The organism is Paenibacillus hebaui, assembly GCF_051934385.1.
Taxonomy (GTDB): domain Bacteria; phylum Bacillota; class Bacilli; order Paenibacillales; family Paenibacillaceae; genus Paenibacillus.
On record NZ_CP196836.1, the window covers coordinates 4,469,446 to 4,487,066 of the forward strand.

Consider the following 17,621-nt stretch of genomic DNA (forward strand, 5'->3'; position numbering starts at 1 on the left):
TATCTCCCTTATTTTAAATTTAATTATTCAACTACTTCGTCAATAATTTCTTCAAGCTGCTTGATTGCTTTCTTAGACAACGATTGCTTATGGCTATTGAGCCAATTTACTAAACGGTGGTTGACAGACTCTTTCTTTTCAATATCTAATACCGGATCAGAGTAACTATTGCTCGATTTGATTGCTACTGCATAATTTTCTGAAACATAAACCGGGCTATAGTTTGATGATTTTTGAATCAAGTTGTATTCATCTTGAGTTGTAACGGGTACAGCCTTTTCGCCATTTTCCTTTTTAAAATCCTCATAAACATCGTTAAGAATCTTTTTTAGAGGTTCGTTTGAATCCCATGAAACTCCATTCATACTAGCTATGTACTGAACATCCGCCGCATTATTCTTAATTAGTTCTACAGTTTTGCTAGAATCAATCCCGCTCAGCATTCTAGAAGACAGCCATCTTAATTCAAAAGAGTCTGCCAATTTTCTGTCACGATCAATTTTTATGTATTCAGGTTTGAAATCATATCCTTGAGTGTATTCGCTATAGTCACAGATAAATAATCCATTAACAAATACTTTGCCTCTATATCTCTCTTCTTCAAGTACTCTTCCTAGTTTGCTTTGTATGGTTTTACCCACATCTTGAAGATGTAAATTAGACTCTATAATATCTTTGTATTCTTTTGTGTCGATCCCTTCGATAACAATGGTGAGATTATTATCAGGAACAGAAGTCCAAGGGTACTTCTTGTCTATAAAAAATGTTAATATTTCTTCTCCACCATATCTGCGCGCTTTCACAAAGCGTGGGCTCCACACTTCTTTAGCACCATAGTTGAAGAATATAACCTTTTTATTTAAACGTGTGAGCACTAGAGTGGCAATTTTGTACCCTTCGCCAAACTGACCGATAGTATTGGGATCGTTTCTCTTAGTTGATGAACCTAGCAGAAGCGTCTTGACATCAAGTACGGACAGTTTATTACCTATCTTTAGAGTTTGTTGCGATTCATCATAATCGAAGAACATAGTGTTATTTTCTACTGTCGATTGCTGATCCAAAGCATTTTGAAACAATTCTCGTATTGCATCAACAACCGTCCAATTTGGAACATAATCTTTGGATAAACTCAATTCATATTTGCTCAATTAATCATCTCCCTATAAGACACCGTAGCTTTTCAATAGTTCTTCTACCTTGTCGTGCGAGTATCTGGCAGCTTCATTTCTTGCTGATCTCCAAGTGTCTTCATCTATTCTTTTGTCCCTCAGTTCTGCAACTATCTTATTCATAAGACGTTTGGCATTTCGATTTATATCTATGTATTCAACTGTATTAAGAGGTATGGCACTCTGAGTCTTCTCATCGTATCCAGAACAGACTCGTCTATCATAAACTTCGGTTTGATAGTAGTATTCAAGCCATTTCACAAATGCATATTCATATCTCTCTTGATCTGCTGACTTTATGGCTAAAAAAGCACTATGGTAGTCGATAAAGCTTCGCCTCTTTTCTCTGTGAAACAGGTTTTATCAAGTATTAAGTACTCTAAATGTGAAAATAGTCGCTTCCTTTATGAAAATTTATCGTCATTCCGACCAAGCCAAACATTTTTACGGATTCGCCATTATTAAATGGAGCACCTTTGTAATATTCGCCTTTTCTAAAATAAGTACCACTATCAATCTTCCAATCTTTTATGCATAGATACTTTTGTTTCATAGAGTAGTCCCCCTCCTTTTTTATGTCAATATAAAACAGGTAATTCATCAACTTACCTATATTTCTCTTCATAAATAAAGTATGCAATACTATCTACATGATGAGTATAAAGAAAATCTTTGAGGTCCTCATAAGTGTGATAAAAACCCTCATCTGAATATTGATTTTCTGCCTCTGATAATACTTCTCTTGCAAATCTTTGAGCGTCGTTTTCTTCCTTAAAAATGTAGTCACCTTTGTTAACTAAACTATCATTGATAACTTTAAGATATTCGTAATATTCTTCCATGTCCTACTCCTCCTTTAATTATTTGCTTATTATGTTTCTAATAGACTATATATGATATTAGTGCCTCAGAAAATGTAGTGCCATAGCTCATTTGATTCATCAACCAACCAATATCTTTGTCTCTCAAACTAAGTTTTAAAAACCCCTTAAATTCATCATCTGCCAGTTCTAATCTGTATTTATTGGCTAACTTTTTAACTTCATTGAAGTGCCATTGTTTATCCTCGTTCTGCTCCAATTCATCTATAAGATGTTCATATTCGATAGCATATTTCATCGGTATTCTTTTCCCCACGTTTCCCTTGTTGTCTCTTTTAAAAGCTCAATAAGTTCTGTTTCTTGTGTCTTGTCTAATTTCATCTTGACTGAATTAGGATAGTCTTCTGCAAATTCATCAAATGATTTATCAAAGAATTCTACACTCTCAATATTCCACAATTTATCATCAGGAGTTGAATTCGATTTACGACAACTTCGATAAACACTTAAATATAAATGATCGCTTAATTTAATCTCCAGTCGTCCACATGCACATCCACCCTCAGCATCAAAATTCAACGTCCTATCTTTGATACTGTCTATAATGTGTTTGAAGTAATCATCCTTAATTCTTAGCACTTATATTCCTCCTATCTCAAAGAGATCAAAGTATTTTCATTTGTCAATATATTTAGGTAGCCGACTAAAAACACTTGACAGAACTGACGTTCCGTATTGCTGTATGTAGAAATTTGTCATAGTATTAATGTACTGGTTCAATAGTCACCCTAGTTAGTCAGATAGAATCAAGTCCAATACATAGAGGTGCTTATAGTGAGCAATAAGGAAGTTAAAAAATTTGATTTCGATTTTCACAAAATCGCTACCGAGATCTCCGAAGATGTTTTAGATCGAAGTATTAAACAAGGAGATTTTGATTTCCTTAAAACAAAACACGATAATGGAAAAGATAATGATCCTGAGTTTGAGAAGTATAAGCTTTTTGCTGCACTATTGACAGGATTGTCTACCCAAATTGCTGAACAGACTCTTCATAAATACCACAATGAGTTAGCAGGTGTTAAATCAATAGCTCTACAGTCAGTTAAGTAACCTTCTTTTTAGCAATGGCAATTAGACGAGCAATTTTCTCATCCATATTTTTCTTCCAAGTTCCACCTGTCATAATACTTCACCTCCCGCACCCATTAAATAAGTGGGTGTTTTTTTTGATCAAACTAGACTTTCACAGACTTTTGATTATCGATAAACGCTTCGACTTCTTTCAATTGCTCTAGATTCAATCGAGTAATTCTCTCTTTAATGTTGTTGGCTAGATCTCTGCGCTCATTTACTCGATTGATCTTGCCCCAGTAATCTTCCGCATTAACATATGCCTTGTAATGACCTAAGACTCCATTATTGTTAGTCAGTGTTTTCTTGTCTAATCTAAGAGGATGCTTGTCTCCTTCTTGAGCAACATATACACTAGATGTGTTAACTTTTTGTACTTTGTATTCTTTTAAATTTGCCTCTTTATATAGAAATCCACTGATGTTTACATAAAGCGTCTGACCAACTTCAATGTTTTTCATTTTTACACCTCCAATAATTCAGGATTATCATGGATGTTTCCAATAACCTCATACTTGATTACAGACGGGTCACTCTCACTTTTGAGCCAACTAATTGCGTTCATACTGCAATCAATCCGAGGTTCCAAATCAAAGGCTGGATATCCTCTTTCTGCTCCGTATTCAATTACTCCAACGTAGTATTCTTCTTCAGAGTAATTAGTGTCAAAGGTGATTTTTATTATGCTGCCCTTATACATCTTTTTACCATTGCTATCTTCAATTCCAATATAGTAATCAGATGAGTCAAACGTTCCACTTACAATCTCATTTAGAACCATACTTAATGCTGATTGACCTTCTGCTTCAAATTCTACTCCCTCACTATTAACCCATTGAGTAAGTTTATTTACATCGATTACTTTCACTTTTATCCCACACTCCTTATTCAATTTGCTCGATCAGGTTTCAACGCAATATTCATGATCAATATGTATAACATCATCTAGTACATGACATTGTAAGGTTTCATAATCAATGGATTCACCATAATTAACTTTCAAATAGTCATTGATTAATTCATCATCGGATGGGTTATTCGGTCTATTAACTGAGACATCAATCTTAATCATTAGACCAACTTTCCATTCAGTCTTTGTCTTAAAGCATACAAGATACTGGTTCATTGTTTGACCTCCAATAGTTCAGGATTGTCGTGTATATTACCAAGTCTTCTCTGCCAGTATTTGATATCGTACCCAGTCCATCCACCATTGCCTGCATTAGTTCTGTATGTACTCAATGGAACACTTTTATATTTTGCTTGGTGGCTGTCATAACAAATTATCTGTACTTCTTGATTGTGTAGATGAGGGTTGGGAGAGAGAATATCTCCTACACACCACTCTTCATTGCTAGTTCCATCTTTGATACCTATATATTTTCCAACCGTAGCTGGATCAACGGCATACCAATATTCGGTGTTAAAATACTCATCATTCCAATCTACAATTTCACCAACAATGACATTATCACCAATCAAGTAACCATAAATCCATTCACCTGTTTCGATGCGTTTTCCACGATGTTTATTGTTCATGCTTACCTTCTCCTTCCTTGGGAGCCATAAGACTACTCCATGTTTCTTCTTTCATCATGCGTTTCGCTTCTTTTAGTGCCCTGATAACTACATCAATTGACTCTACTTTGTCGAATGTCATCCTTACTGGTGTCTCTGCTGGTGACGCAACAATTGTTTCGTTCTTCTTACGCTCTCCAATTTGCCCTGACTCTTTCGGCTGGAAAGCAATCACACCGCAAGGATAATCTAATTGAAGCAATCCCGGTGAAACGTTGATGTCCCCTGTTCCAAATTCAATTTGTGTTTGACCTTCATATTTTAAAATTGGCATCTTATGTATTCTCCTTATATTTTCTTATGTCATCTTTCACTCTTTCGATAGTTATAATCCCGCTACGCAATAACGAATCTCGGTTTGAATAAGACTGGAAACGGCTCACCTTAGAAGCTTCCTCTGACTCAAGTTCTTCGAGAATGCTTATTTCATCCTCATTCAAACCTTGCTCAGAAAGATATGCCCTGCTTTCTCCTCTCGATTCTTTTATAAGCTCATGTAAAAACTCTTTTTGTCTGCGGGCTTCCTCCGGCGTAGGGAAGAAGGCGAGTCTGAACGCGTTACTCACTTCATTTGCCATCTAGATCACCTCCTGATAAAATTAGATTTTTACTGACTTATTTATTGTCTGTGGCCTTCCATTGTTCAAAAACTTCTTGAGATTTCTCACTAAAGTTGAACCATTCAGGAACAAACTTAAACGACTTAACAAGTTCGATTACACAATTCTCGCATAGATCAAATTTCCACTTCTCTCGCTCATAAATGCTCCCTTCTTTGAAGTTCACGTAAAATTCATAAGCGAAATTTTCCCATACGTAATGGTCTACTTGTTCATATTTCGTTAATTTGCCACATTTATTGCAAGTTGTTGATTCATGAATATCTTTCTCTTCAGTTACTGTCTCTGTACGATAGTTCTTCATATTATATCTCCTTCGAATTTCAGACTAATTACTGCTTCCCATTCACCCTTACGTTCTTCATCTGTCATTCCACAATTGTTCATTGAAGCATAGTGAGACCCAATCCACTTAATATCGAACATGTCTGGAGAATATCGTCTACCTGTGTTTGAAATCACCGTGAATCCATGTGCGCTATACTGAGCTGCTTGTAGTAGATTCATATTTTCACCTCTAGTAATTTCCTGTTGCAATGGCATAGGCTACACTTCTCTTTAATACTTGAACATCCTTGATTATGTTTTCTTCATGAAGGATCTCGTTTTGTAATTCTTTAATTCTTTTTGCACACAACTCTTTTACATTCTCAGAGCGTGTAATGAGTTGCTTGTATTTAAGTGCAGCAATCTCAGCTTCATTTTTAGCTTTGGAGTATTTAATCTTCTTGCGTTTTGCTAGTTCTGTTCTATGTATTTTTCTGAATTCTTTTTTGTATAACTCTTCAACTCTGTCTCGAAACGTAATCTTCCTATGTTCTTTTTCAATATCTCTTTCAATTGGATACACCGTAGTAATTTTCACAGGATCTAATCCAATATGGATAGCAACTGTATGATTGAAAACGTACATGTGTGAATCAACTCCAAATTGATCTGGTACAATTCCAATGTATTCAGAGCTTTTCAATAGTGATCTGACATAGTCAGTAGCCATTTTCTTGTTTTTGCTGTATTCAGGGAATCTTTCTTGCATTCTTTCAAAGCCATGAGTAGACAGTTCAATAGTTTTAGGGTATTCCATTTGTATCATCTCCTTAATTGTGTTGTTTATGCATTGTTATATGCATTCAATATTTTGATAAAAGACGGCTTTCTTTCATTTAAACTACTACCTTACCTTCCAATCGATCATATGCAGCTTTTACTCGTTCAGAAACTTCTATGTATGAATTCTTGTTTTGGTACAGATCAACAACCACATCATCTTCAACAATAAATCGATTGTAGTAATATTGAATGTGTGTAGTATTCCCTTCGACTTTTACGACTTGTCCCAATGTTACACACTTCTTAATCTTATACCTTACTTCCTCGAAAGAATCACAACTCAGATAACTCTTCATGCAGAGTTGACTATACTTATCAAATACAGTTGGCTTGATTTTCATATGCGTTCCTCTTCCCCCTATTGCTCATACTGTTCGTCAATATATGTATAACAAAACGCTTGCTCTTGATCATGTTTACCTAGCTCATAACACATCTTCCTGTGTGACTCTCTAACTTTCTCAAATGATTTACTCCAAAATAGATAGTTGATTAACTTGCTTATCATATGTATTTATCACCCTTTCAGCGACATGATTAGTATAGTTGTGAAATTGAATAGTGCGTGACTTAAGATTGGAAGCAATAGGCTGCCACTCTTTTTGTAATACCAGCACCAGATAAATCCTATAAATACGTAGCCGATAAATGCAGTTAGATTAAAATGTGGTATCGCGAATACTATTGAACTTACCAGCGCAGAAACCGCGAAACCAAATTTGCTGTTAAGTTTTTTGAATATGATACCTCTGCATATGTACTCTTCGATGATGGGGCTGAATGTTACGCTATAGATGTAAAGCACAGGAATACTAGGAGGTACACTTATTACCGTAGCTGTCTCAAAGTATTGAGTTGTCAAAGAGTTAATAATGTTGAATCCTATAAAGGCAAAACTAGTTGAATAAAAAATATATTCTATATTATTTATTCGTTTTAACTTAATCAATTCATCAACTATTCGAGTTTTATTTTTAGATACAAACCATAATAGCAATATTGGTGGCATAAAGATTAGAGCCAATTTTAAAATTATCAATCACCTTCTTATTCATTTAATCCCCCTCCTATAGAAAAAAGTACAGGTTCTCTTTGACCTGTACTCATCTTATCATGTATTTTGTTGTATGTCTAGTATTATCTTATCATAATTAAGTTCTTCTCTTCAGGTATTTCACTTTGATTTTGTATAATGTTTCGTTGGCGGTTGATTCTATTGTTGTCTCTGTTGTAGTATCCCATTCCCTCTCATTGTAATCAGGAAAATTAGAATCACCATTAAACATACGTTGAATTTCATTAATGTACATTGAATCAACTATCGGTAAGAACTGCTCATATATTGATGATCCTCCTATTACAAATATGTCCTGATTTACTCACACAGAAACCCTCATCTTAATCACTGGATGTGGATTATAATTTAGAATTTTCACATCGTCAACAGTGAAATCATAAAAATCATTAACTTCTGGGTTAAGCCACAGTTGCACTCCTTCTTGTTCTTCCCGATCAAATATAGCTTTAATTGGTTCATAGTGCTGCTCATAAAGATGGGCATTAGTTATACAAACAATTAATTCTCCAACTTCTAGATCGGTTACTTGTGCAAGCATATGAATTAGAATAGCTATTTGAGCAATGTTGTATGGCAAACCCAATGCGGTATCAGAAGATCTTATAGTTGTGTGCCAATTCAACTTGCCGTCATTTACATCGGCAATATGATTAAACATACAAGGAGTCAAAGACATTTTCTCTAGATCTCCAACAGCCCAAAGATCAATTACCATTCGTCTAGACTGTGGATTACTCTTTAATGTATCAATTAATTTACTAATTTGATTATGCTTGGCGATTTGTTTTCCGTATGCTTCACCAATTGTACCATCTGGCAAACACCACTCATCCCAAATAGAGATATTTCTGTCATTTAGCCATTTAATCTCATTGGAGCCTTGCTGATATATCCATAACATTTCTTGTGTAAGTGTCTTATATCCAGTAAATTTTAGTGAGAGTAGTGGAAACTCTTTAGAAAGATCGAATCGCAAAACCTTCCCAAATACTTTTTTTGATTTATCAGAGGTTCTATTTGTGCCTTCGTATCCATTTTCTAGAATCTCCTTAATCAATTCCTTATACTGCTTATCAATTGTAGACATTTGCTACCTCCGTAGATAAATTAAAAGGCAGTGGTTGCCCACCGCCCAATTATGTATTAGTTAAATCTCAATGTTCCTAGATCAATTTGACGTTTAATTTCCTCTTCAATCTTAGGTTCTGGAGCCTCCCATCCATCAGGCTTAACTACTTTACCAACCTCGTTGTAATGTGGTAGTCCATCAGGAAATAGTTTCTGCATATTTGCATTATGTACAATGTTAAAAATTTCATCTGGGATGACCGATGTTTCAACAAGTCCACCTTCTGCAAAGTATTTGATGTCAATCAGCGCATCAACCTGTCCTATTAGACGATCTTCAGGAAAAGGTTTATCCAATTGTTTTTTGAATGTATCGAAAACCGAAGCGATCAGATTATTGATGAACCTTTGAAACTTATCTCTGTCACCATCAGAAGATGCATATAGTAGTTCAACAACCTCTTCCATAATAAAATTAGCTCTATTAGTTGCTAATTTATCATCCAATGGAGTTGGCACTTCTGGTGCTGGACAATTAAATGCTTTTTGAAACTCTCGCACCTTTTCAAAGTCTGTTTTCTTTTTATTCGTCGTATCTACCATATATATTTAATGCTCCCTTAATTAGATATTTTACAGGTCATCAAACCCGTTATCATCGCCAACCTTACCATAGTTGCGAGATTTAGCCTCGAAGAAATCAGTTTTTGTTGAGTTCAAAGCTTCATCCGAAAACGGCTTAATCCAAGGCATACAGTTGACATCTACTCCTTCATATAGCTTCTCCATGCCCATTAGCTTCAGACGCTTATTTGCCGTGTACTTGATATAGTCGCTCAACTCATCCAGATCAATACTCTGAATATCTTTAAGTGTATAATAGCCCCAATTTGTTTCAAGTTTAACTGCTTGATCAATCGTTCTATATACATAATCCATGTTCTCTTTTGTATTCAACTCAGGGAAATCAACCAGCAACTGTTTGTATACTTCAGCAAAGAAGTAGCAGTGTTGGTTCTCGTCTCTTTGTATGTAAGAGACCATTTGACTTGTCGCCATCATTTTCTGATCACGAGCCAAGTTATAGAAAAAAGCAAATGTACTATAGAAGAAGATACCTTCTAGGATCAAATCTGCCACCATTGATTTAAAGAATGTTTGGGGGTTAGGGTTGTCACGGAATTCTTGATAAATATCTGAGATGAATTGATTCCGCTCTAGCAATACAGGATCATGTTTCCAGTACTCAAAAATTTCTTTCTGCTCTTGATCAGATACAATTGAGGAAAGCACATAGGAGTAAGACTGGTTATGTACTACTTCTTGCTGCCCAATGATTGCAGAAATTGCCTCCAACGATGAATCGGTAAAATACCTTTTTACATCGCCAACAAACATTGTTTGCATTGAGTCCAATACTGCAAGTAGAGAGATATTAATTTTGAATGTATCCTGCTCTACTTTGCTAAGTTGAGTGAACTGTGAAGCATCTTTAGACATCGGAATTTCATCTGCAATCCAATGATTGAGTAACAATACTTTGTACAATTTGTACATGTGAGGCATTCGGATATCGTTCCAATTTAGGATACCCGAATTTTCCCCTTCGATGATACGTGTTGATTTGTTTGGTGCTTCTGTGTTGAAGATTTTCTGAATTTTCAATTATGTATTCTCCTTATATTTTCTTCTTGCTCTGGCAGCCTCTTCTATGGTGTCATAAGTTCCCAAAGATAATTGTTTACCTTTTACAGTAATGTGCGCTCCATATCTACCATTTCTATGTATTCTAACTCCAGTTGGAAAAGTTCTTTTCCATGAATATTGTAATTCCCATTCATCCTGTCTCATATGAGGTACATCATTAAGATTCGTATATTCTCCATGCTCTATCAATGCATAAAAATTATAGGCATTGGCTGCGGCAATTCGACAATTAAAAACTCCTATATTTATTATCTTTTTGTTAATTGTTATTCTAGCGACCCACTTGTCTTTTCCATAGCGATATGGTGAAACTCCTTTGAGCTTATCTCCGCCTACTTTTCTGTTTCTGACATTTTCTGATTGTTTGCAATTACGTAAGTTTACTCTTCGATTGTTGAGTCCGTCCCCGTCTATGTGATCACAAACCATGCCACGAGGCGTTTTCATAATCTCACGGTGTATTCTAATGGTGACCTTCTTACCATTTTTATAACTTGTGCGAACAGCGTATCCATTTAAGTAGTACCAATTATATAAATTCAAGTGAAGGTAGTCATCATAATCCACAAGAGTATACTTATTTTTACTCAATTGGATTTTTGCTTCTTTTATGAGCTACATGACTCACACTCAGCAATTGTCAAAGCACGACTTCGAACATAGTAGGTTGTTTTCATGCCAGCTCTCCATGCATGAATATGAAGTTCGAGAAACTCGGTTGCTTTAATATCTGGTTGAACATAAAAATTAAAGCTCTGGCCTTGATCAACGTGCCGCTGACGGGCTGCTGCCATGTTGATACTAGAGTGTTGGTCAACCATAAATGCTGTTTTATAATACCAAATTGTTTTTGCATTCAAATCTGGTGCTGGATTAGCAATTTTATATGTAGTTTTCTCTTCATACGAAATCAATTCGTATAGTGGATCAATAGATGCAGTTGAGCCAGCAATAATAGATGTAGATCCATTTGGCGCAATAGCAAACATCCATGCATTACGTACTCCATTTTCTCTGACCTGAGATTGTAGTTCTCTCCACTGTTCCGTTGTCACGAACTCGCCTATGTGTGTGCCTGACACATAGTCTCGCTTAACAAAATACTCTCCTGTGTCCCAGTCAGAACCTTTAAATTTAGGATAATGTCCTTTTTCTTTGGACAGTTCCATGCTCGCTTTTACAAGAAGGTAGTTAATTTTTTCGTATAGATTATCATTGTACGCAACAGCTTCTTCAGACTCCCAACGAATACCTTCGAGAGCAAGCAAGTGATGCAACCCGAATGTTCCTAATCCGACAGCTCTATACTGTGCATTTGTGTATTGAGCTTGCAGTACATCAATATTGTTGATGTCGATAACATTGTCTAGCATGCGAGTTTGAATTGGAACGAGTCGCTCAAGAACATTATCTGGCACTGCTCTAGACAAGTTAATGGAGTTTAGATTGCACACTACAAAGTCACCGGGAATTTTAGAAATAATGATACGAGTTTGACCATCTTTAGTTACCAATTCTTCTTTTTCAATTACAGTAGGTGACTGGTTTTGAAGCACTTCCGTACAAAGATTGGAAGAATACACCATTCCGTGAATGCTATTTGTATTAGCTCTGTTTACCGTGTCCCTGTAGAACATATATGGCGTACCTGTCTCTAGTTGAGACTTCATGATACGTTTCATTATATCGATTGCTTGAACCGTAATACGTTGCAAGAGTGGATGATTCAGAGCTTCTTCATATTTGTCACGGAACGATCCACTACCCAATTTCTCATCGAAGAAGTCTTCAAGTCCAAGAGAACGACCATCCGAATCTTTCCATCCCATAATCGACTTAACTTCATGAGGACAAAACAGACTCCACTCGCCACGATCAGTTACTCTTTCCATAAACAAGTCTGGAATACACACACCATGAAAGATATCATGCGCTCTCATTCGTTCATCGCCATTGTTAAGCTTTAAGTCTAGGAAGGCTAAAATATCACGATGAAAGACATCTAAATATACTGCTATGGCACCCTTGCGAGTTCCGAGCTGATCGACACTTACGGCTGTATTATTTAATTGTCGAATCCAAGGGATAATGCCTGAGCTTGTGTTTTTATGTCCCCGAATGTCAGAACCTCTTGCTCTAACTTTTCCAAGGTAGACCCCAATTCCTCCACCTGTTTTACTTAATCTTGCGACATCTGTGTTGGAATCAAAAATTCCTTCAAGTGAGTCATCAACCGTATCAATGAAGCAACTAGACAATTGACCAGCAACTTTTTTACCAGCATTGGACATTGTTGGTGTAGCAGCAGTCATATACAAATTACTCATTGCCCAATATGCTTCTTTGACTAGATCCATGCGTTTATCTTCAGGTTCTTGATGCATTAGATACATCGCAATAACCATATATCTTTGTTGTGGCAACTCCATTAATTTTCCATCAAAGTCATGCGTTAGATAGCGTTCTGTTAGAGTAAGCAATCCAATATAATCGAACAGTAGATCATGTTCTGGATTAATGTAATCTCCCAATTCTTCAATTTGTTCCTTTGTATAACAGGTGAGAAGCTCTTCTCTGAAGATTCCTTTCTCAACCAACGTTTGAATCAGAGGGTAAAATGAACCGTATGGATCATCAACATAGGATTTATACTTTCGGTTATTGGCTGCTTTTTTATAAAGCTTCGTTAGAAGTCCTCTTGCAGCAACAAACTTCCAATCTGGCTCTTCTTTCGTAATCAGGTCTAGTGCTGTCATTGAGAATGCTTCACTAATCTCTTCTGCTGTTACCTCGTCACGTCTTAGTTTGCTATTAACACCTTTGACCAACTTTTCTTTGCCTAATTCAAATCCGCTCATCACTCTATCAGCATATGTATTAATTCTATTTTCATCAAAAGCTAACTGTCTGTTGTTCGGTTTGTTTACTAATCGGGGCATTAAAATCCTCACTTTCAAATGTCTCTATCTGTGTAAAAGAATTATTTCATTAAATATTATGTATTATTTATGTGCATTTCTCTTCAACCTCTACAACCCTAATCCTGTCGCCTACATCAAGTACATAGTTTTGCTTGAAGAATCGTGCCATTGCATATTCAATTGCCACTTTCTTCATTTCACAAATTGTGACTGGATTATCTCCCGCCATTTCGTAGCAATCTTCCTCGTCTACATTTACCCAAAAGTCAAGATCTTCTGTTTGTTCTCCATAATCTCGTTCTAGAATTACATTAAACTGCACTATCATCACCTCCTTAGATCAATCGCTACAAAACTCAGTCAACTCTGTAATGGAATTTACCAATCGTAAAACTAAATCTACCAAGATAGATACTTATGTATGACTCTCTTTCATTCTCGCTCCACTCATCATTAGTGTTAAAATTCATACCTATGAGAAAGGTTCCCTTGTCATAACGATGTTTTTCAAATTTCCATCCATATTTAGAGTACATTTTTCAACTCCTATGCATTTTGTTTTCCCTGCATACTCTTTACTTTTTCAATTGTATCTGCCGTGTCAGCAAAAAACTCTTGCAATCTATCCGTTTCATCTTGTTCGATGTGAATCTTATATAAATCCTTATCTTCATTGTATGGTTTGATGTTAAATACTAAATCCCATTCAGAAACTTGCGTTGCGCTAGAATTAAAACTGTCATAATTACTAACGTTTGCTTCTGGAACCTCATAATAGATATATCTTTCCGAACTAGATTCGGAATCTCTGATTGTTGCTTTTGCAATAAGTTTACATTCTTTTGTATTTTGACGATAAACAAGAGTTTTTATTGATTTTTCTTCTTCAAAGCCATTTGAAACAAATTTCTCGTAATCAGTTTTGTTATCAATTTCTCGTCTATTGAAGAATTCTAATAGAGAGTCATCTAGCAACGCATCCTTAGCATACAAAATGGGGTAAGCTTTATTTGGATCAATGTAACTCTCTTTCAAACTATCCAAAATAGTGATCAATTTTCCATTCTCATTAAACACATACAAATCAATTACTGATCTTTGTCCATATTTCATTCTTATATCCCTCTTCGCATATGTATTTACTTACTTACCTGATCTGGTGTGAAATACTACCCGACTAAACTCACTCCAAGCATTACTCCACACCTCTTGTCCATATTTATCAAACTCATCGAATTGCTTTTTGCCTATTTTCTTTTTCATTGTCTTGCTAATGTAGCTGTCTTCGTGCCATAAGCTCTCTCTATCTGTGTCGATATCATCTTTAAAACAATCAATCAACACTCTGGATAAACTCAACGTTGCTTCATTTAGTTGAATTACTCTTCCACTCCTTGTCCTTCATTCTCTTCATTTCTAGATGGTTTCTTACTTGAAAATATTCCTTCACTGACTGCTCCACATTGCTAGTTGTGAGATGTTGTCGATCAATAGCCATATTTAACTCCTCAACACTCTTGTTTAATTTGTCTATTGATCTTTGAAGTCTAGTATTTCTATCCATCTTCAACACCTCTTCTTTGTTGTTATCTTACTCTCTCAGTATAATACCAGTTTGTAATACAGTCAAGTATTATCTTATCATAATTAAATTTAACTTAGTCGTTTGAATCTAATAATACCAAACAATGTGCCATTTGCGCTTCCGGTAAAGTTATCCAATACGTTTCTTAATCAAAGGTACATTTTATAAGGATTTTAAGTGTTTAGTTAATTCGTCTTGTGCTTGATCAAGTTGTCCACCAAGATCCTTCAATGTTTTTAAGTCGCTCTTACCAATAGCAAGAAGTTTAGCTTCGGTAACAATCACTTCTTTTAGTCCACCAATCTTCATTTTAAGCTTAAGGGTAGCATTATCCATACTCGTTCTCCTCTTCTTAGTCAAATGTGCATTTCATCAGTATTTAACTGGATATTGTTCGAGTGTATTATCAATCAGTCTCTTAATGTTTTGGATGTTCATAAGCAATCTGTTATCAATATCTTCGTTATCAATTTTGGCTGACACTCCTCCACTGACTCCATCTTCAGTCAAAAAGAAGCGTGAGCTCGTTTCCTTATCTTCTGAATGTCCGTTGAAGGAGACACTCGTGACAAAAACATTGTCTGCCTCATAGTGATCCTTGATGTCCTTTAATTTTGATTCACTGAGTGCATCAGTCAACTCTTTGATGTTCGAGAACTTCTCATACTCAAGCAATTCCTCACTTTCTGAGTAGCCCTTAAAATTTACACTATACTCAACATTTCCACTAACACTATCCAGCTTCTTAGCAATGATCATTCAATGTCCTCCTCTTACTTATCAGTGTTTACTTCGATTTCCCATCCACATTTACACGAACGAAAGAATACATTATCATCAATCTTCAATACACCCTGTCCGTTTCCAACTTTATCATTTCCACATTCTTTACAGTCTGAGTACTTATCCATTAATTCCGCTGCTTTTAATAGGTTCATCTATCTCTCCTATGCCTGATATCGTTTAACTGTTTCTTTAACATGGGTTACTTCAAATGTATCAAACCCCGAACGTTTCACTTCTTTGGAGATGATGTCTGGAGACGGCAGTCTCTCATGATGCGTCTTGACAACTTTTGCCTGATCACCATTTAGAGCAATATCTTCAGCATTCATCATCTTAAGTACATAGTACTCTTCGGTCTCTTCATCGTATTGTTTCATATAGCCGTCCTCTCTTAAATAAAATCGGTTTCGTACTCATAGTTTGGATCTGCCTTCTGGAGCTCTCTCAATTTCTCGACGATCTTTTCGCCTATCTTTTCATATCTTCCCTGCTGCTCATGATATTTGTTTTTCAGGCTCAAAGCTTTATCATACTCCCATTCATAATCACCATGTAGGCTATCAAGTTCTTGTACAAGTTCTTTTACTTTGTTATCCATTTATTAATCCCCCTATAATTGGTAGAATTTAAACTTCTTCCCCTAAGTTTTCGAGTTCTTTTTTAATCGCGTCTAGATCTTCTTCTGTTTCTTCAATTCGACGTTCATATGTTCTAATAGTATCCTTGAGATCATAGTATTGATCCCATAGTTCATCAATTTTGATTTCTTCATCTGTCATCTCTATATCCTCCTAATAGTTTCTTGATAAAATTTGACTTTCATCAACATTTCTACCTCTAAAACCCCTTATGTATCAACGTTTTTCTGACTCAAGCAAAGCTAAAATCTCATAATAGGCAGTCATTCGACCGAATTTCCTTCCATGACTACATCCCATCTCATAACAATCATCAAAGTTCCCACCTGCCCAGTCTTCGGGGTTGTAGTCTTCTTCAATGCTCGTGTTGATTTCGTCTATGTATTCTTGCAATACCTCAATTTTATTTCTCAAAACTTCAGCAATATCCATTTATTCACCTCCTTGTAAATTAACGTCCCAAGTAAACCCATCCTCATCAATATAAACAATAGATATGGACTTTAACGAGTGACAGAAGCCATCATACCCATTGTAAGGAATATCGATATACTCTCCCAGTGGACAGTCCGCAAGTTGATGCGACTCACCATATTTAAATTTCAATTCAATCAATTCATCTACAATAGCTCCATTAAACTGTTTTGATATATATGTTCTTGTTGTAGTAATGTAATCTCCATCATTAGAATCAGCAACAATCGTAACTTTAAAGAAATCACACTGTTCCTTTCTGGGTTTTGATAATGTGTATTTACTCATTGCTTATCTCCCTTAAATTAAATTCATGATTTCTTGATTGATCTCATCAATCTTCTGACTATAATATGTAATTTTCTTTACCTTTGCATCGTCGAATTGCTTCATATTTTCAACACACTGGTTCAAATAGTGCTTGATACGCTCTTCTTTATCATAAAAAATATTTAATGGTACACCTGCATATGCTCTATAACCAGTATTATCATATGGAGCAATAACCGTATTGGACATCTTACCACTCTCTCTTAATCCTCGAAAATGAAATTCTGAATAGTACACTCTTTTGTTTTTTGGTAAGTCTTCATTGCTAACCACTACAACTTTTTTAGGTGAAATATGGCGAATTGGCTTATTGTCAACATCATTGTAGCGGTAATCGCAGATCCAAACTTCTTCACCAATCTTCGCTTTAGCTTTGAATTCTGAATGATTCATTGATTCTTCCCTTCTGAATCAAATACGCCTTTCATTTGGATCTCACTAAGTTATATAAGTCAAACAACAGTCCCACCAAAAAGAAAATCACATAATATCCTGCAACAGTAATAGTAAGACCGAATAACTCATCCAGCCCAGTTACACATATCACATCGAATCCAAACAGTGATAAGAGCCATGCCAATATTAGAGCGCTCACACAA

Annotated in this window: 34 protein-coding genes; 1 reads left to right on the forward strand and 33 read right to left on the reverse strand. The window is 35.7% G+C overall.

Going from position 1 to position 17,621, the window contains the following annotated elements; genetic code table 11:
• Nucleotides 1–23: 23 nt before the first annotated feature.
• From ACR32F_RS19765 to ACR32F_RS19785, 5 genes are all read right to left on the reverse strand, one after another.
• Complete coding sequence (locus ACR32F_RS19765; protein ID WP_440109945.1) at nucleotides 24–1,151, reverse strand: hypothetical protein; 1,128 nt, start codon at nucleotides 1,149–1,151, stop codon at nucleotides 24–26.
• A 400-nt stretch (nucleotides 1,152–1,551) separates the two neighbouring features.
• Complete coding sequence (locus tag ACR32F_RS19770; RefSeq protein ID WP_440109946.1) at nucleotides 1,552–1,725, reverse strand: hypothetical protein; 174 nt, start codon at nucleotides 1,723–1,725, stop codon at nucleotides 1,552–1,554.
• Between the two features lie 52 nt (nucleotides 1,726–1,777).
• Nucleotides 1,778–2,014 carry a hypothetical protein gene (locus ACR32F_RS19775; RefSeq protein WP_440109948.1) on the reverse strand — a complete coding sequence of 79 codons (237 nt, stop codon included), beginning with the start codon at nucleotides 2,012–2,014 and terminating at the stop codon, nucleotides 1,778–1,780.
• Between the two features lie 37 nt (nucleotides 2,015–2,051).
• Nucleotides 2,052–2,291: a hypothetical protein gene (locus ACR32F_RS19780; RefSeq protein ID WP_440109950.1), complete on the reverse strand. Its 240-nt coding sequence runs from the start codon at nucleotides 2,289–2,291 to the stop codon at nucleotides 2,052–2,054.
• Nucleotides 2,288–2,632 carry a hypothetical protein gene (locus ACR32F_RS19785; protein ID WP_440109952.1) on the reverse strand — a complete coding sequence of 115 codons (345 nt, stop codon included), beginning with the start codon at nucleotides 2,630–2,632 and terminating at the stop codon, nucleotides 2,288–2,290. Before ACR32F_RS19785 ends, ACR32F_RS19780 begins: the two co-directional genes overlap by 4 nt.
• Before the next feature lie 195 nt (nucleotides 2,633–2,827).
• Between ACR32F_RS19785 and ACR32F_RS19790 the strand changes: the two genes are divergently transcribed.
• Nucleotides 2,828–3,106 (forward strand): hypothetical protein, encoded by a 279-nt coding sequence (locus ACR32F_RS19790; RefSeq protein ID WP_440109954.1) that lies wholly within the window; start codon nucleotides 2,828–2,830, stop codon nucleotides 3,104–3,106.
• Between the two features lie 125 nt (nucleotides 3,107–3,231).
• Here the strand turns inward: ACR32F_RS19790 and ACR32F_RS19795 are convergent, their stop codons facing one another.
• The 28 genes from ACR32F_RS19795 to ACR32F_RS19930 form a co-directional block, all read right to left on the reverse strand.
• On the reverse strand, nucleotides 3,232–3,588 hold the full coding sequence (locus tag ACR32F_RS19795) for a beta barrel domain-containing protein (RefSeq protein ID WP_440109956.1): 357 nt from the start codon (nucleotides 3,586–3,588) through the stop codon (nucleotides 3,232–3,234).
• A gap of 2 nt (nucleotides 3,589–3,590) precedes the next feature.
• The gene (locus tag ACR32F_RS19800; protein WP_440109958.1) at nucleotides 3,591–3,995 is read right to left on the reverse strand and encodes a YopX family protein; all 405 of its coding nucleotides are present in this window, start codon (nucleotides 3,993–3,995) and stop codon (nucleotides 3,591–3,593) included.
• A gap of 33 nt (nucleotides 3,996–4,028) precedes the next feature.
• Nucleotides 4,029–4,253 carry a hypothetical protein gene (locus ACR32F_RS19805; RefSeq protein WP_440109960.1) on the reverse strand — a complete coding sequence of 75 codons (225 nt, stop codon included), beginning with the start codon at nucleotides 4,251–4,253 and terminating at the stop codon, nucleotides 4,029–4,031.
• Entirely contained in the window at nucleotides 4,250–4,666 is a 417-nt protein-coding gene (locus ACR32F_RS19810) for a YopX family protein (RefSeq protein WP_440109962.1), read from the reverse strand. Before ACR32F_RS19810 ends, ACR32F_RS19805 begins: the two co-directional genes overlap by 4 nt.
• Nucleotides 4,656–4,979, reverse strand: a complete 324-nt coding sequence (locus ACR32F_RS19815; protein ID WP_440109964.1) for a hypothetical protein — start codon at nucleotides 4,977–4,979, stop codon at nucleotides 4,656–4,658. The genes ACR32F_RS19810 and ACR32F_RS19815 overlap by 11 nt, the downstream gene beginning before the upstream one ends.
• A gap of 1 nt (nucleotide 4,980) precedes the next feature.
• Nucleotides 4,981–5,283, reverse strand: coding sequence for a hypothetical protein (locus tag ACR32F_RS19820; RefSeq protein ID WP_440109966.1), 303 nt, complete (start codon nucleotides 5,281–5,283; stop codon nucleotides 4,981–4,983).
• Between the two features lie 37 nt (nucleotides 5,284–5,320).
• Complete coding sequence (locus ACR32F_RS19825) at nucleotides 5,321–5,629, reverse strand: hypothetical protein (protein ID WP_440109968.1); 309 nt, start codon at nucleotides 5,627–5,629, stop codon at nucleotides 5,321–5,323.
• Nucleotides 5,626–5,832, reverse strand: a complete 207-nt coding sequence (locus ACR32F_RS19830; protein WP_440109970.1) for a hypothetical protein — start codon at nucleotides 5,830–5,832, stop codon at nucleotides 5,626–5,628. Before ACR32F_RS19830 ends, ACR32F_RS19825 begins: the two co-directional genes overlap by 4 nt.
• Before the next feature lie 10 nt (nucleotides 5,833–5,842).
• Nucleotides 5,843–6,409, reverse strand: a complete 567-nt coding sequence (locus tag ACR32F_RS19835) for a hypothetical protein (protein WP_440109973.1) — start codon at nucleotides 6,407–6,409, stop codon at nucleotides 5,843–5,845.
• 79 nt (nucleotides 6,410–6,488) lie between these two features.
• The gene (locus tag ACR32F_RS19840) at nucleotides 6,489–6,776 is read right to left on the reverse strand and encodes a hypothetical protein (protein WP_440109975.1); all 288 of its coding nucleotides are present in this window, start codon (nucleotides 6,774–6,776) and stop codon (nucleotides 6,489–6,491) included.
• A gap of 176 nt (nucleotides 6,777–6,952) precedes the next feature.
• Nucleotides 6,953–7,444 carry a lysostaphin resistance A-like protein gene (locus ACR32F_RS19845; protein ID WP_440119961.1) on the reverse strand — a complete coding sequence of 164 codons (492 nt, stop codon included), beginning with the start codon at nucleotides 7,442–7,444 and terminating at the stop codon, nucleotides 6,953–6,955.
• A 142-nt stretch (nucleotides 7,445–7,586) separates the two neighbouring features.
• A complete protein-coding gene (locus tag ACR32F_RS19850; RefSeq protein ID WP_440119962.1) occupies nucleotides 7,587–7,802 on the reverse strand; it encodes a dihydrofolate reductase in 216 nt (71 codons plus the stop codon).
• Between the two features lie 12 nt (nucleotides 7,803–7,814).
• Entirely contained in the window at nucleotides 7,815–8,600 is a 786-nt protein-coding gene (gene thyA, locus ACR32F_RS19855) for a thymidylate synthase (RefSeq protein ID WP_440109977.1), read from the reverse strand.
• A gap of 56 nt (nucleotides 8,601–8,656) precedes the next feature.
• Nucleotides 8,657–9,184: an HAD family hydrolase gene (locus ACR32F_RS19860; protein WP_440109979.1), complete on the reverse strand. Its 528-nt coding sequence runs from the start codon at nucleotides 9,182–9,184 to the stop codon at nucleotides 8,657–8,659.
• Between the two features lie 30 nt (nucleotides 9,185–9,214).
• The gene (locus ACR32F_RS19865) at nucleotides 9,215–10,246 is read right to left on the reverse strand and encodes a ribonucleotide-diphosphate reductase subunit beta (protein ID WP_440109981.1); all 1,032 of its coding nucleotides are present in this window, start codon (nucleotides 10,244–10,246) and stop codon (nucleotides 9,215–9,217) included.
• Nucleotides 10,247–10,879, reverse strand: a complete 633-nt coding sequence (locus tag ACR32F_RS19870; protein WP_440109983.1) for an HNH endonuclease — start codon at nucleotides 10,877–10,879, stop codon at nucleotides 10,247–10,249. It lies immediately after the preceding gene.
• A gap of 17 nt (nucleotides 10,880–10,896) precedes the next feature.
• Nucleotides 10,897–13,227, reverse strand: coding sequence for a ribonucleoside-diphosphate reductase subunit alpha (locus ACR32F_RS19875; protein WP_440109985.1), 2,331 nt, complete (start codon nucleotides 13,225–13,227; stop codon nucleotides 10,897–10,899).
• Nucleotides 13,228–13,294: 67 nt separating this feature from the next.
• The gene (locus ACR32F_RS19880; RefSeq protein ID WP_440109987.1) at nucleotides 13,295–13,531 is read right to left on the reverse strand and encodes a hypothetical protein; all 237 of its coding nucleotides are present in this window, start codon (nucleotides 13,529–13,531) and stop codon (nucleotides 13,295–13,297) included.
• Nucleotides 13,532–13,755: 224 nt separating this feature from the next.
• Nucleotides 13,756–14,322 carry a hypothetical protein gene (locus ACR32F_RS19885; RefSeq protein WP_440109989.1) on the reverse strand — a complete coding sequence of 189 codons (567 nt, stop codon included), beginning with the start codon at nucleotides 14,320–14,322 and terminating at the stop codon, nucleotides 13,756–13,758.
• 634 nt (nucleotides 14,323–14,956) lie between these two features.
• Entirely contained in the window at nucleotides 14,957–15,130 is a 174-nt protein-coding gene (locus tag ACR32F_RS19890) for a hypothetical protein (protein WP_440109991.1), read from the reverse strand.
• Between the two features lie 36 nt (nucleotides 15,131–15,166).
• Nucleotides 15,167–15,553 carry a hypothetical protein gene (locus ACR32F_RS19895; protein ID WP_440109993.1) on the reverse strand — a complete coding sequence of 129 codons (387 nt, stop codon included), beginning with the start codon at nucleotides 15,551–15,553 and terminating at the stop codon, nucleotides 15,167–15,169.
• A 14-nt stretch (nucleotides 15,554–15,567) separates the two neighbouring features.
• On the reverse strand, nucleotides 15,568–15,732 hold the full coding sequence (locus ACR32F_RS19900; protein ID WP_440109995.1) for a DUF3797 domain-containing protein: 165 nt from the start codon (nucleotides 15,730–15,732) through the stop codon (nucleotides 15,568–15,570).
• 9 nt (nucleotides 15,733–15,741) lie between these two features.
• Nucleotides 15,742–15,957, reverse strand: coding sequence for a hypothetical protein (locus ACR32F_RS19905; RefSeq protein WP_440109997.1), 216 nt, complete (start codon nucleotides 15,955–15,957; stop codon nucleotides 15,742–15,744).
• Between the two features lie 14 nt (nucleotides 15,958–15,971).
• Nucleotides 15,972–16,178, reverse strand: coding sequence for a hypothetical protein (locus tag ACR32F_RS19910; RefSeq protein ID WP_440109999.1), 207 nt, complete (start codon nucleotides 16,176–16,178; stop codon nucleotides 15,972–15,974).
• 28 nt (nucleotides 16,179–16,206) lie between these two features.
• Nucleotides 16,207–16,359 carry a hypothetical protein gene (locus ACR32F_RS19915; protein ID WP_440110001.1) on the reverse strand — a complete coding sequence of 51 codons (153 nt, stop codon included), beginning with the start codon at nucleotides 16,357–16,359 and terminating at the stop codon, nucleotides 16,207–16,209.
• A gap of 75 nt (nucleotides 16,360–16,434) precedes the next feature.
• Nucleotides 16,435–16,650: a hypothetical protein gene (locus ACR32F_RS19920; protein WP_440110003.1), complete on the reverse strand. Its 216-nt coding sequence runs from the start codon at nucleotides 16,648–16,650 to the stop codon at nucleotides 16,435–16,437.
• Entirely contained in the window at nucleotides 16,651–16,980 is a 330-nt protein-coding gene (locus tag ACR32F_RS19925) for a hypothetical protein (protein ID WP_440110005.1), read from the reverse strand. It lies immediately after the preceding gene.
• Nucleotides 16,981–16,992: 12 nt separating this feature from the next.
• Nucleotides 16,993–17,415, reverse strand: coding sequence for a hypothetical protein (locus tag ACR32F_RS19930; protein ID WP_440110007.1), 423 nt, complete (start codon nucleotides 17,413–17,415; stop codon nucleotides 16,993–16,995).
• Between the last annotated feature and the right edge of the window lie 206 nt (nucleotides 17,416–17,621).